This is a genomic window from Mesorhizobium sp. GW821-FHT04C10 (assembly GCF_059420305.1).
Map to the genome: position 1 here is coordinate 5,721,919 of NZ_JBWKTL010000001.1, position 13,771 is coordinate 5,735,689.

The window sequence follows — 13,771 nt, forward strand, 5'->3', positions numbered from 1 at the left end:
TTCTGGGTGAGCCTGGCATGACAAAATGTCCGAAGTGACATCAGCACTGTTTGCCGGGGCCATTGTCCTGGCGCTTGTCCTCCATCTTGCGTGGCTGGCGCGTCGCGGCCGCAACAGGGTCTTGGCGGCGCTTGCCGCCGAGGAGGCCGCCATCCGAACCGTCATCGCCGATGCGGCCAATGTTTCCGACGGCACCGCCGGTGTCATCACCTGGGAAGGATCGTGGAGCGGCCAACACGTTCAACTGCGCACCATCGTCGATACGCTGGCGACAAGAAAACTCCCGGCGCGCTGGCTCAGCATTTCGATCACCGAAAAGGTGTCGGTGCAAGCCACGTTCGACATGATGATGCGGCCGGGCTCGCCGACGACCTTCTCCAATTTCGACCATCTCCAGCATACGCTGCCCAAGGCTCCGGGATTTCCAGCCGAGGCGGTGCTGCGGACCGACCGTCGAGGCACGCGTTTCCCGCAAGGCATCATCGCCGACCACCTGGAGCCTTTTTCGGAAGGGCGCGCCAAGGAACTGTTGATCACCCCCGGCGGCGTGCGCATTGTCTGGCTGCTGGCCGAGGCCGAGCGGGCGCGCTACGGCGTTTTCCGGCAGGCCGCGTTTGGCGACGCACGGATCGATCCGACGCTTGTTCAGCGGCTGCTCGTCTCCCTCTCTGCGCTGCGCGACGCCATCAACCGCAGCGAACGGCAAGCCGCATGACCAGTTCCACCCCGCAGCCGGCGCCGGTGAACCCTTATCTCGTCCTCGGTTCGGCAATCGTGCTGCCCGCAAGCGGCCATGTCATTCTGGGCGTGCCGGTGCGCGGGCTGCAGTTTCTGTTCTTCATGGTGATCCTGGCCTGGGTGACCGTCAGGGTCGCGCCGCCAGATGCCGGCTTCATCGGCCGTCACGCCGGTGGCTTCCTGATCTATGCCCTGTCGATCCTCGACGCCTACAAGCTCGCCCGCATCCGCCACGCCCGGTGGGTTCACAATGCCGTGCAGGACAGCGATAATTCGCATGGCGGCATTGCGCCGCATACGTAACTAGAGGAAAATTTTTTTCATATGATTGAATTCGAGCAACGCATTCGGTACATCATCTCTTAGCTACAAACGATCTCTTAGCTAGAAACGCCGGGAGGCTGACATGTGTGGAATTGTCGGACTGTTTTTGAAGGACAAGTCGCTGGAGCCGAAGCTCGGCGCGATGCTGTCGGAGATGCTGGTGTCGCTCAGCGATCGCGGGCCGGACAGTGCCGGCATCGCCATCTATGGCGCGCCCTCCAGGAATGAAGCCAAGATCACCATCCAGTCGGCAACGCCGGCGCGCGATTTTCGCGACCTCGATACCGAGCTTGCCAAAGCGATCGGTGTGCCGGTGAGCATCGCGGTGAAGTCGACCCATGCCGTCGTCAGGACAACGCCTGCCAAGATCGACGAGGCGCGCGAGGCGATCCAGGCGCTGCGCCCCGACATCCGCATCATGGGCGCCGGCGACGTGGTCGAGATCTACAAGGAAGTCGGTCTGCCGGAGGCGGTCGTCGATCGCTTCGATGTCCGCAAGATGGCAGGCACGCATGGCATCGGCCACACCCGCATGGCGACGGAATCGGCGGTGACGACGATGGGCGCGCATCCGTTCTCGACGGGCGCCGACCAGTGCCTGGTGCACAATGGTTCGCTCTCCAACCACAACAATGTCCGCCGCGAACTGGTTCGCGAAGGCATGAAATTCGAGACCGAGAACGATACCGAGGTCGCCGCCGCCTACCTCTCCTCGCAGATGGCGCATGGCAAGAATCTCGGCGAAGCGCTGGAAGGCACGCTTTCCGACCTCGACGGCTTCTTCACTTTCGTCGTCGGCACCAAGAATGGCTTCGGCGTGGTGCGCGACCCGATCGCCTGCAAGCCCGCCGTCATGGCCGAAACCGACCAGTATGTCGCCTTCGGCTCGGAATATCGCGCGCTGACCAAGCTGCCCGGCATAGACAATGCGAGGGTCTGGGAACCGGAACCCGCAACCGTCTATTTCTGGGAGCATTGAGTTCATGCCGGCAACCAAACTTTCGAAGGCAGCAACGCAAGACCACGCCTCCCGAATCTTCGATCTCGATGTGTCGTCGCTGCGCGAGCTCAACCAAGCGCTGCACAATCTGGCTCCGGGCTCGAATGAAACGGCATGGGAAGTGCTGCACCCGAAGGGCAGCCACTCGGTCGCCGTCGGGGTCGACCAGCCTGTTGCCATCGATGTGCGTGGCAGCGTTGGCTACTACTGCGGCGGCATGAATTCCGGCAGCACCATTACCGTGCATGGCTCGGCGGGACCCGGCGTGGGCGAGAACATGATGTCGGGGTCGATCATCGTGAAAGGCGATGCCAGCCAGTATGCCGGGGCAACCGGCAAGGGCGGCCTGCTGGTCATCGAGGGCAACGCGTCGTCGCGCTGCGGCATTTCGATGAAGGGCATCGACATCGTCGTGCACGGCAATATCGGCCACATGTCGGCCTTCATGGCGCAGTCCGGCAATCTGGTGGTGCTGGGCGATGCCGGCGATGCGCTGGGCGATTCCATCTACGAGGCGCGGCTGTTCGTGCGCGGCAAGGTCGACAGCCTGGGTGCCGACTGCATCGCCAAGGAGATGCGGCCCGAGCATCTCGAGTTGCTGCAAGGCCTGCTCGACCGCGCCGGCGTCACCGGCGTCAAGCCGTCGGAGTTCAAGCGCTACGGCTCGGCGCGCACGCTCTACAATTTCAATATCGACAACGCCGACGCGTATTGAGGCAGCATGACCTATCGCAACCCGCCGACGACGCCGCGCAAATCCGCGACCTTCGACGACTACACGCTTTCCGAAATCCGCCGTGCCGCGGCGACCGGCATCTATGACATCCGGGGCGCCGGCGCCAAGCGCAAGCTGCCGCATTTCGACGACCTCTTGTTCCTCGGCGCCTCGATCTCGCGCTATCCGCTCGAAGGCTATCGCGAGCGCTGCGACACATCAGTCGTACTCGGCTCGCGCCACGCCAAGAAGCCGATCGAGCTGAAGATCCCGATCACCATCGCCGGCATGAGCTTTGGTTCGCTGTCGGGCCCGGCCAAGGAAGCGCTTGGGCGCGGCGCGACGCTGTCCGGCACCTCGACCACGACGGGCGATGGCGGCATGACCGAGGAAGAGCGTGGGCATTCCAAGCAACTGGTCTACCAATATTTGCCGTCGCGCTATGGCATGAACCTGCGTGACCTGCGCCGCGCCGACGCCATCGAAGTCGTTGTCGGCCAGGGCGCCAAGCCGGGCGGCGGCGGTATGCTGCTCGGCCAGAAAATCTCCGACCGCGTCGCCGAGATGCGCACGCTGCCGAAAGGCATCGACCAGCGCTCGGCCTCGCGCCATCCCGACTGGACCGGCCCGGACGATCTCGAGATCAAGATCCTCGAACTGCGCGAGATCACCGACTGGGAAAAGCCGATCTACGTCAAGGTCGGCGGCGCCCGCCCCTATTACGACACGGCGCTCGCCGTGAAGGCCGGCGCCGATGTCGTCGTCGTCGACGGCATGCAGGGCGGCACGGCTGCAACGCAGGAAGTGTTCATCGAGAATGTCGGCCAGCCGACGCTTGCCTGCATCAGGCCGGCGGTGCAGGCACTCCAGGATCTCGGCATGCACCGCAAGGTGCAGTTGATCGTCTCCGGCGGCATCCGCAACGGCGCCGATGTCGCCAAGGCGCTGGCGCTCGGTGTCGATGCCGTCTCGATCGGCACGGCAGCCCTGGTCGCGCTCGGCGACAACGATCCCCGCTGGGAGGCGGAGTACAACGAACTCGGCACCACGGCCGGCGCCTATGACGACTGGCATGAGGGCCGTGACCCCGCCGGCATCACCACGCAGGATCCCGAACTGATGAAGCGGGTCGATCCGGTGGCCGCCGGCCGCCGGCTGGCCAACTACCTCAAGGTGATGACGCTCGAGGCGCAGACCATCGCCCGCGCCTGCGGCAAGAACAGCCTGCACAATCTCGAGCCCGAGGATCTCGTCGCGCTCACCATCGAAGCCGCTGCCATGGCTGGCGTACCGCTGGCCGGCACCAACTGGATACCGGGGAAGAACGGCTTCTAACACATCACGAAATCCATAAGCGAGGGAACTACATAATGGGGAACGATCTCGCCGCATTCGCCAAGGAGAACGGCGTCAAATATTTCATGATCTCCTACACCGACCTGTTCGGTGGCCAGCGCGCCAAGCTGGTGCCGGCGCAAGCCATCGCCGACATGCAAAAGGACGGCGCCGGCTTCGCAGGGTTTGCTACCTGGCTCGATCTGACGCCGGCGCATCCGGACATGCTGGCGGTGCCGGATCCGGATTCGGTCATCCAGTTGCCATGGAAGCCTGACGTCGCCTGGGTCGCCGCCAACTGCATCATGGACGACAAGGAGGTCGACCAGGCACCACGCAACACGCTGAAGCGGCTGATCGCGGAGGCTGCCGGCGACGGCATGCATGTGAAGACCGGCGTCGAGGCCGAATTCTTCCTCATCTCCCCGGACGGCAGCGTCATCTCCGACAAGTACGACACGGCCTCAAAGCCCTGCTACGACCAGCAGGCCGTGATGCGCCGCTACGACGTCATCGCCGAGATCTGCGATCACATGCTGGCGCTGGGCTGGGGGCCCTACCAGAACGACCACGAGGACGCCAACGGCCAGTTCGAGATGAACTGGGCCTTCGACGATGCGCTCGCGACAGCCGACAAGCACTCGTTCTTCAAGTTCATGGTCAAGTCGGTGGCCGAGAAGCACGGCCTGCGCGCCACCTTCATGCCAAAACCCTTCCAGGGCCTGACCGGCAATGGCTGCCATGCTCATATCTCGGTGTGGGACAAATCGGGCAAGACCAATGTCTTTGCCGACAATTCGATGGAACTCGGCCTGTCGGCCAAGGGCAAGAATTTCCTCGGCGGCATCATGAAGCATGCCTCCGCGCTTGCCGCGATCACCAATCCGACGGTCAACTCCTACAAGCGCATCAACGCCCCGCGCACGATCTCCGGCGCGACCTGGGCGCCGAACACCGTCACCTGGACCGGCAACAACCGCACCCACATGGTGCGCGTGCCAGGTCCCGGGCGCTTCGAACTGCGCCTGCCGGACGGTGCGGCCAACCCTTATCTGTTGCAGGCCGTCATCATCGCCGCCGGCCTCGACGGCATCCGCTCGAAGGCTGATCCGGGCAAGCGCTACGACATCGACATGTATCAGTTCGGCCATACGGTGAAGGGCGCGCCGAAGCTGCCGCTCAACCTGCTCGACGCGCTGCGCGAGTTCGACAAGGACAAATCGCTGAAGACGGCGCTGGGTGAGGAATTCTCGTCGGCTTACCTAAAGCTGAAGCACCAGGAATGGAATTCCTATGCTTCGCACTTCACGCAATGGGAGCGCGACCACACGCTGGACATCTAGAAGCATCGGACCGAAAAGTGCGGAGCGGTTTTCGGGTGAATCCGATGCGTTAAGAAAAGGTCCCAGCGGTGCGAGCGGCCTCGGAATGAACTGATGAAATACTCGATCTTCTCGCTCGCACGTGCCGCCCTTTCCGGCCACAAGAACTGGCAGCGTACCTGGCGCGACGCCACGCCGAAGGATCGCTATGACGTGGTGATCGTCGGCGGTGGCGGCCATGGCCTGGCCACCGCCTGGTTCCTCGCCAGCGAATACGGCATCAGGAACGTCGCGGTGCTGGAAAAGGGCTGGATCGGCTCCGGCAATGCCGGCCGCAACACCACCATCATCCGCTCCAATTACGGCCTGCCCGGCAATACCGGCTTCTACGAACTGTCCATGAAGCTGTGGGAGCGGATGGAGCAGGACCTCAACTACAATTCGATGGTCAGCCAGCGCGGCGTCATCAACCTCTACCATTCGGACGCGCAACGCGACGCCTATGCGCGGCGCGGCAACACCATGCGCATCAACGGCATCGACGCCGAATTGCTCGACCTCGCGGCGGTCAAGAAGATGATGCCGTTCCTGAATTTCGACAATGCGCGCTTTCCCGTGCAAGGCGGGCTGTTGCAGCGGCGTGGCGGCACGGCGCGGCACGACGCCGTGGTCTGGGGCTACGCCCATGCGGCGAGCGGGCTCGGCGTCGACATCATCCAGAATTGCGAGGTGACTGGCTTTATCAGGGACGCCAACGGCAAGGTAACCGGCGTCGAGACCTCGCGCGGCAGGATCGGCGCCGGCAAGGTCGGCATGGCGGTCGCCGGCTCCTCGTCGCGCGTCGCTGCGATGGCGGGCCTGCGCCTGCCGATCGAAAGCCATGTGCTGCAAGCCTTCGTCTCCGAGGCGATCAAGCCGCTGATCCCAAACGTCATGACCTTCGGTGCCGGCCATTTCTATGTCAGCCAGTCGGACAAGGGCGGCCTTGTCTTCGGCGGCGACATCGACGGCTACAACTCATATGCCCAGCGCGGCAACCTGCCCGTGATGGAGGATGTCTGCGAGGGCGGCATGGCGCTGATGCCGATGATCGGCCGCGTGCGCCTGCTGCGCCAGTGGGGCGGCATCATGGACATGTCCATGGACGGCTCACCCATCATCGACAAGACGCCGGTCGACGGCCTCTACTTGAACGCCGGCTGGTGCTATGGCGGCTTTAAGGCAACGCCAGGATCGGGCTTTGTCTTTGCCCATCTGCTGGCCCGCGACACGCCGCATGAGGAAGCCGCACGGTTCCGCCTCGATCGGTTCCGGACTGGCGCCATGATCGACGAAAAGGGCCAGGGCGCCCAACCGAACCTGCACTGAGGACGGCCAGAAAATCATGCGTATTGTCTGTCCCTTCTGCGGCGAACGCGAACTCGGCGAGTTCACCTATCTCGGCGATGCCAAACCGGTGCGGCCGGCGGCGGATGCCGGCGAAGACGCCGTCTTCGACTATGTCTATCTGCGCGACAACATCGCGGGCGTGATGAGCGAGAACTGGTACCATGGCGGCGGGTGCCGGGCCTGGCTGAAGGTCACGCGCAACACGCTGACGCATGAGATTTCCGCAGTCGAACCGGCACCGGGCGCCGGTGCCGCGAAGGTTGGCGCGTGATGGCCGGCGCGCAGACAAACCGGCTGGACAATGGCGGTCTCATCGACCGTTCGGCGCCGCTCAACTTCCGCTTCGACGGCAAGAGCTTTTCCGGCTTCCAGGGCGACACTTTGGCGTCGGCGCTCGTCGCCAACGGCGTCAAGCTGGTCGGCCGCTCGTTCAAATACCATCGCCCGCGCGGCATCCTGACGTCAGGCTCGGAAGAGCCCAACGCGCTGGTTGAACTGCGCACCGGCGCCAGGCGAGAGCCTAACACCAAGGCAACGACGGCCGAGCTCTATGAAGGGCTTGAGGCCGCCAGCCAGAACCGCTGGCCGTCGCTGCGCTTCGACGTCATGTCGGTCAACCAGCTGTTCGCGCCGATCTTCGTCGCCGGCTTCTACTACAAGACCTTCATGTGGCCGGCGAAGTTCTGGGAAGCGATCTACGAGCCGGCGATCCGCCGCGCCGCGGGCCTTGGCCGCGCCGCCGGTGTTGCCGATCCCGACCACTACGACAAGGCCTGGGCGCATTGCGATGTGCTGATCGCCGGCTCCGGTCCGGCTGGCCTTGCCGCAGCGCTTGCCGCCGGCCGCAGCGGCGCCCGCGTCATCCTGTGCGAAGAGGATTTTGCGCTCGGCGGCCGCCTGCTCTCGGATGGCGGCACGATCGATGGCCTGCCGGCCGCCGAATGGCTGTCGCGGACCGTGGCTGAGCTCACGGCAATGCCCGATGTCCGCATCATGACCCGCACGACGCTGTTCGGCGTCTATGATGGCGGCACCTATGGCGCGCTGGAGCGGGTCAACGACCACCTGCCCTCGCCGCCCGAACACCAGGTGCGTCAGCGGATGTGGCGGATCGTTGCGAAGCGCTGTGTCGTCGCGGCGGGCGCCATCGAACGGCCGATCGTCTTTGCCGGCAATGACACGCCCGGTGTGATGATGGCCTCGGCGATGCGCACCTATGTCAAGCGCTACGCCGCCACTCCCGCAAAACGCGTCGCGCTGTTCACCAACAATGAGGATGGCTGGCGCACGGTCGAGACCGCACTCGCAGCCGGGCTGCAGATCGCCGCGGTCATCGACGCACGGGCCGACGTCTCCCCCGCCCATCGCTCGCTTGCCTCCAAGGGCGGCTTTCCGGTGCTGCACGGCGCTGTCAGCGGCGTTGACGGCGGTAAGGATGGTGTGAGGAAAATCGCCGTGTCGCTGACCGGTGGCGCACGCGCCGAGGTCGAGGCCGACGGGCTTGCCGTTTCCGGTGGCTGGAATCCGGCGGTCGGGCTCACCTCGTATCATCGCGGCCGGCCAAAATGGCGCGACGACATCGCCGCCTTCGTCCCCGACGGCGCACCTCCCGGCATGGTCGCGGCGGGTGCGGCCAACGGAGATTTCGGCCTTAGCGCCTGTCTGAGCCAGGGCTTTGCCGCCGGCGCGGCGGCGGCGCGTGATACAGGACATGAAGGCAAGGCAGGCACCGCGCCCGGCGCCGACGACGAGGCGTTCTCATTAACGCCGCTCTGGCATGTCGCCGGCAAGGGCAAGGCCTTTGTCGACTACCAGCACGATGTCACCGCCTCCGACATCGAACTGGCGCAGCGCGAGGGTTTTGAATCGGTCGAACATCTGAAGCGCTATACGACGCTCGGCATGGCGACCGACCAGGGCAAGACCTCGAATGTCGCCGGCCTCGCCATCATGGCTGATGTGAGCGGCCGCTCCATTCCCGAGACCGGCACGACGATCTACCGGCCGCCTTATGTGCCGGTCGCCATCGGTGCCTTTGCGGGCCATCATCGCGACGAGACTTTCCACGCCACAAGGCTGACGCCGTCGCATCACTGGGCAGCCGAACAGGGCGCCGTTTTCGTCGACACCGGCCTGTGGAAGCGGGCGCAATGGTATCCGCGCGCCGGTGAGAAGGACTGGCTGGAATCGGTGACCCGCGAAGTCAAGGCGGTGCGCGGTGGCGTCGGCTTCTGCGATGTCTCGACGCTTGGCAAGATCGACGTGCACGGCCCGGATGCCGGCGCTTTCCTCGACCGCGTCTACATCAACACTTTCTCCAACCTCGCCGTCGGCAAGGCGCGCTACGGGCTGATGCTGCGCGAGGACGGTATCGTCTATGACGACGGCACGACGTCGCGGTTGGCCGACGACCACTATTTCCTCACCACCACCACGGCGAAGGCCGGACTGGTGATGCAGCATCTCGAATATTGCCGGCAAGTGCTGTTCCCGGAACTCGACGTCCAGTTGACCTCGGTCTCCGACCAGTGGGCGCAGTTCTCCATTGCCGGACCGAAAACCCGCGATCTGCTGAAGGAGATCGTCGACCCGGCGGAAGACCTGTCGAATGAAGGTTTTCCGTTCATGGGCGCGCGCGAAGTCGCCTTGCGCGGCGGTATCAAGGCACGGCTATTCCGCATCTCCTTCTCCGGCGAGATGGCGTTCGAGATTTCCGTGCCGGCACGCTACGGCGAAGCGATGGCGCGCAATCTGATGCTGGCCGGCAAACAATTCGGCGTCACGCCTTACGGCACCGAGGCGCTCGGCGTGATGCGCATTGAAAAGGGCCATGTCGCCGGGCCGGAACTGAGCGGCACGACGACGGCCGCCGACCTTAGCCTCGGCAAGATGATGTCCACCAAGAAAGACTTCATCGGCCGTGTCATGGCCGGGCGCGAGGCGCTGGTCGCGCCGGATCGTCAGGTCGTCGTCGGCGTCAAGCCCACGGACAGAGCGCGCCGGCTGCGCTCCGGTGCGCACATTATCCCGAAGGGGCAGACGCCCGGGCCAGGCAACGACCAAGGCTATGTCACCTCGGTCTGCTTCTCGCCCACATCAGACCAGTGGATCGGGCTGGCGCTTGTCGAGCGCGGCCGCGAACGCATCGGCGAGATCGTCCATGCGCATGACCCAATACGCGGCGAAGACTATGATGTCGAACTGTGCAATCCCGTCTTCTACGATCCGGATGGAGGGCGCCAGCGTGGCTGAGTTTTCCTGGGACATCCGCAGCCCGCTCCACCGCGCGCTCGTGTCGGGTGCTTATGGCGCACGTGGCGATGCCGGCGTCTTGCTGACCGAGATCCGCAATTTCGACCTCGTCCAGGTGATGGCGCGGCGCGGCAAGGCAGCCGACATGGCCAAGGCCGCGAAGAGCAGGTTCGGCGTTGCCGCTCCGGAAACGCCGAACGCGATCGCGGCGGCGGACGCAACACTGATCTGGTCGGGACCGGATCAGTTTTTCATCCTGTCGCAGGGCAGCAGGCATGGGACGGGAGCGCTTGCGCCTGCCTTTGCCGCATCGACGTCGCTGTCCGACCAATCGCATGCGCGCGTGATGATCAGCATCTCCGGCGCCAAGGCACGCGCAATGCTGGCCAAGCTGTCTTCGATCGATCTGCATCCCGATACGTTCGCGGTTGGGGCGGCTGCCGCGACCTCGATGGATCACACCAGCGTCACGCTCTGGCGCGGCAATGATCGAGATGGATTGGCGGTGTTCAACCTTCTGGTGTTTGCGACTTTCGCCGAAAGCCTGTGGCACACGATGCTGGATTCCGCTGCTGAATATGGCGTTGCTATCGGCCATTCCGAGGAACTGGCGTAGCGTCGGAGCGCGGCCCTTCCTTCTCCCCTTGTGGGAGAAGGTGGATCGGCGCGCAGCGCCGAGACGGATGAGGGGTGTTCCAGCGGAGTGAGACGTTGGCGTTCCCTGGAGCACCCCTCATCCGTCGCCTTCGGCGACACCTTCTCCCACAAGGGGAGAAGGGGGAGCTTACATCACCTTCGCCTTGCCAAACGCTATCGCCCTGCTATTCTCACAGCGAAAATAATTTCACACACAGGCAAACTTGTTTCTCGAACCGCAAGGCTGAGATGAGCCAGTCGCCCTACCCTACGGTCGCAGCAGGACCGCCCCGGCCAAGCCTCATCCTGAGGCCTGGGCAGATCGCGCTGCCGCCGGGCATGGAACGCTACACGATCCAGGGCAATGGCGCGGTGCTGATCGAGGTCGCGGCCGGCGATACGATCACGGTCCGCAATGTCGAGGGTGGCCAGGCCTGCGAACTGCTGGCCTGGGACGCCACAGGCGTCACCGATGCCGCCATCCTCGGCGAAAGATCCAACAGCAATGCCGCCGGCATCAAGGCGTTGCTGACCGAAGGCGATGACAGCCTCGCTGCCCTGCGGCGGGGCATCGCGCGCCGGCAGGTTCAGCTTGACCAGGCCAAGGCGGTCCGCGTCTTCGGCAGTGCCACGCCTGCAGGCGCCGAACAGGGTTTTACCGTCGCTCGCGACGGCTCGATGATCGTCGCTGCCCCCGGCGGCCCGATGCTGGTCGATGGTCACGACACGGCAACGCCGCTTACGGTTGTCGTGCGCCGCGCCACGATCCGCCTCAAACCAAAATCGCAGTTGGCCGATCCGCTCGCCGATCCGGTGCTCGACCTCAGGGTGCACTCGGCAACCGCCGAATCCTATTTCGTCAAGGCGGGCGACTATCTGCAGATCATCGATGTCGATGGGCGCCAGTGCACCGACTTCCAGTGCTTTTCGGCGCGCAAGCTGGACAAGGGCCTCGACCATCCGCTCGACGTGACCACGACGCGCACGCTGATGGGATCGAGCTATCCGATGCCTGGCCTGCATTCGAAATACTACGACCAGGACATGGAACCGCTGGTCGAGGTGGTGCAGGATACATGCGGCCGGCATGACGCCTTCGCGCTCGCCTGCGCGGCGAAATACTATGACGACATCGGCTATCCCGGCCACACCAACTGTTCGGAGAATTTCAACGGCGCCCTGGCCGGCAAGGGCGTCAATCCTCGCGCCGGCTGGATGGCGATCAACTTCTTCTTCAACACCGCGATCGACGCGCATGGCGTCATGGTCTCGGACGAGCCGTGGTCGAGACCCGGCGACTATGTGCTGCTGCGCGCGCTGACCGACATCGTCTGTGTCTCCTCCGCCTGCCCCGACGACACGACGCCGGCCAATGGCTGGAACCTGACTGACATCCACGTGCGGACCTATTCCGGCCAGCACAAATTCTCGCGAGCGATCGCCAGACGCATGACGCCCGATTCGGAACCGAAAATGACCCGCGAGACAGCCTTTCATTCGAGCTTTGCCAAGCACACCCGCAACTTCGCCGAGTACAGGGGCTATTGGCTGGCCAACGCCTTCGCCAAGGATGGGCCGATAGCCGAGTACTGGGCATGCCGGCAGGACGCGGTGATCATGGACCTGTCGCCGCTGCGCAAGTTCGAGGTCACCGGCCCGGATTCCGAAGCGCTGCTGCAATACACGCTGACCCGCGATGTGAAGAAACTCGGCGTCGGCCAGGTCGTCTACTCCGCCATGTGCTACGAGCATGGCGGCATGATCGACGACGGCACGCTGCTGCGTCTCGGCAAGGACAATTTCCGTTGGGTCGGGGGCGACGATCTTTCCGGCGAATGGCTGCGCGAGACGGCAAAAAAGCTCGACCTCAACGTGCTGGTGCGCTCGTCGACCGACCAGATGCACAATGTCGCCGTGCAGGGCCCAAAAAGCCGCGACATCCTCAGAGAAGTGATCTGGACCTCACCGTTGCAGCCATCGATCGATGAGCTCGAATGGTTCCGCTTCGCCGTCGCCCGCATCGGCGGCGGCAACGGCGTACCGGTCGTCGTCTCGCGCACCGGCTATACCGGCGAACTCGGCTACGAGATATGGTGCCATCCGCGCGACGCCGAAAAGGTGTTCGACGCCATATGGGAAGCCGGCCAGCCGCATGGGTTGAAACCAATGGGCCTGCAGGCGCTCGACATGGTGCGCATCGAGGCCGGACTGATCTTCGCCGGTTACGAATTCTCGGACCAGACCGACCCGTTCGAGGCCGGCATCGGCTTCACCGTGCCGCTGAAGAGCAAGACCGATGATTTCATCGGCCGCGAGGCGCTGATCAGGCGCAAGGAAAACCCGCAGAACAGACTGGTCGGCCTCGACATCGACGCCAATGTCGCTGTCGGCCATGGCGATTGCGTCCATGTCGGCCGTGCCCAGATCGGTGTCGTCACCTCGGGCATGCGTTCGCCGGTCCTGAACAAGAACATCGCGCTGGCGCGGCTCGACGTCACCCATGCGGCCATCGGCACCGAGGTCGAGATCGGCAAGCTCGACGGCCATGCCAAAAGGCTGCCGGCGCGTGTCGTCGCCTTCGCCCACTACGATCCACAGAAGACCAGACCCCGTTCCTGAGCTCTGCGACCCTTGCCTTCTCCCCTCGTGGGGTGAGCAGCCGGTTCGCCGAAGGCGAATTCGTCGTGCCAGTGGCACGATGAAAGGCTAGCGAACGCCGGGACGCTGCGAAGCAGCGGGGACCCGGCAGGTGGATCGGCCCCCCGGCCCTTCGCAGGCTCAGGGCGTTCGAAGCTCGAAAAGCCAAGCAATTGGCTTTTCGTCCGCTACGCGAACCGCTTCTCACCCCACAAGGAGAGAAGGGAAGAGCGTGCGCGCGCAAGCGTGATGTGCACGGTTTCACAAAACGCTTGACCTGAAAGCGCGCCGGATCAATCTTCACTCTTAAGAAAAAAATACGACTGAGTGGAAACATTGGAGTCGTGACGTCATGGGCCGGGGAGCAAGCTTCGCAAAGTCGAGGCATCGCCGGCGGGGAACATCGAAAAAGGGGAAGTCACT

General features: G+C 64.1%; 11 protein-coding genes. All 11 read left to right on the plus strand.

The window, feature by feature from the left end; translation table 11 throughout:
• Positions 1-25 precede the first annotated feature (25 nt).
• The 11 genes from AC07UC_RS27905 to AC07UC_RS27955 all read left to right on the plus strand — a co-directional run bounded on the left by AC07UC_RS27905 (position 26) and on the right by AC07UC_RS27955 (position 13,330).
• Complete coding sequence (locus AC07UC_RS27905; protein ID WP_494908074.1) at positions 26-715, plus strand: hypothetical protein; 690 nt, start codon at positions 26-28, stop codon at positions 713-715.
• Positions 712-1,041, plus strand: coding sequence for a hypothetical protein (locus AC07UC_RS27910; protein WP_494908075.1), 330 nt, complete (start codon positions 712-714; stop codon positions 1,039-1,041). Before AC07UC_RS27905 ends, AC07UC_RS27910 begins: the two co-directional genes overlap by 4 nt.
• A gap of 103 nt (positions 1,042-1,144) precedes the next feature.
• A complete protein-coding gene (locus tag AC07UC_RS27915; protein ID WP_202323421.1) occupies positions 1,145-2,041 on the plus strand; it encodes a class II glutamine amidotransferase in 897 nt (298 codons plus the stop codon).
• A gap of 4 nt (positions 2,042-2,045) precedes the next feature.
• Positions 2,046-2,777 (plus strand): GltB/FmdC/FwdC-like GXGXG domain-containing protein, encoded by a 732-nt coding sequence (locus AC07UC_RS27920; protein WP_140769130.1) that lies wholly within the window; start codon positions 2,046-2,048, stop codon positions 2,775-2,777.
• A gap of 6 nt (positions 2,778-2,783) precedes the next feature.
• Positions 2,784-4,112, plus strand: a complete 1,329-nt coding sequence (locus tag AC07UC_RS27925; RefSeq protein ID WP_010914750.1) for an FMN-binding glutamate synthase family protein — start codon at positions 2,784-2,786, stop codon at positions 4,110-4,112.
• Positions 4,113-4,147: 35 nt separating this feature from the next.
• Positions 4,148-5,455: a type III glutamate--ammonia ligase gene (gene glnT / locus AC07UC_RS27930; RefSeq protein ID WP_140769132.1), complete on the plus strand. Its 1,308-nt coding sequence runs from the start codon at positions 4,148-4,150 to the stop codon at positions 5,453-5,455.
• Between the two features lie 93 nt (positions 5,456-5,548).
• A complete protein-coding gene (locus AC07UC_RS27935) occupies positions 5,549-6,802 on the plus strand; it encodes a sarcosine oxidase subunit beta family protein (protein WP_494908076.1) in 1,254 nt (417 codons plus the stop codon).
• A gap of 16 nt (positions 6,803-6,818) precedes the next feature.
• Positions 6,819-7,094, plus strand: a complete 276-nt coding sequence (locus AC07UC_RS27940) for a sarcosine oxidase subunit delta (RefSeq protein WP_494908077.1) — start codon at positions 6,819-6,821, stop codon at positions 7,092-7,094.
• Positions 7,094-10,075, plus strand: a complete 2,982-nt coding sequence (locus tag AC07UC_RS27945; protein ID WP_494908078.1) for a sarcosine oxidase subunit alpha — start codon at positions 7,094-7,096, stop codon at positions 10,073-10,075. Before AC07UC_RS27940 ends, AC07UC_RS27945 begins: the two co-directional genes overlap by 1 nt.
• A complete protein-coding gene (locus AC07UC_RS27950) occupies positions 10,068-10,691 on the plus strand; it encodes a sarcosine oxidase subunit gamma (protein WP_494908079.1) in 624 nt (207 codons plus the stop codon). The genes AC07UC_RS27945 and AC07UC_RS27950 overlap by 8 nt, the downstream gene beginning before the upstream one ends.
• A 269-nt stretch (positions 10,692-10,960) precedes the next feature.
• Positions 10,961-13,330: a trimethylamine N-oxide demethylase gene (locus tag AC07UC_RS27955; protein WP_494908080.1), complete on the plus strand. Its 2,370-nt coding sequence runs from the start codon at positions 10,961-10,963 to the stop codon at positions 13,328-13,330.
• Positions 13,331-13,771: the final 441 nt, after the last annotated feature.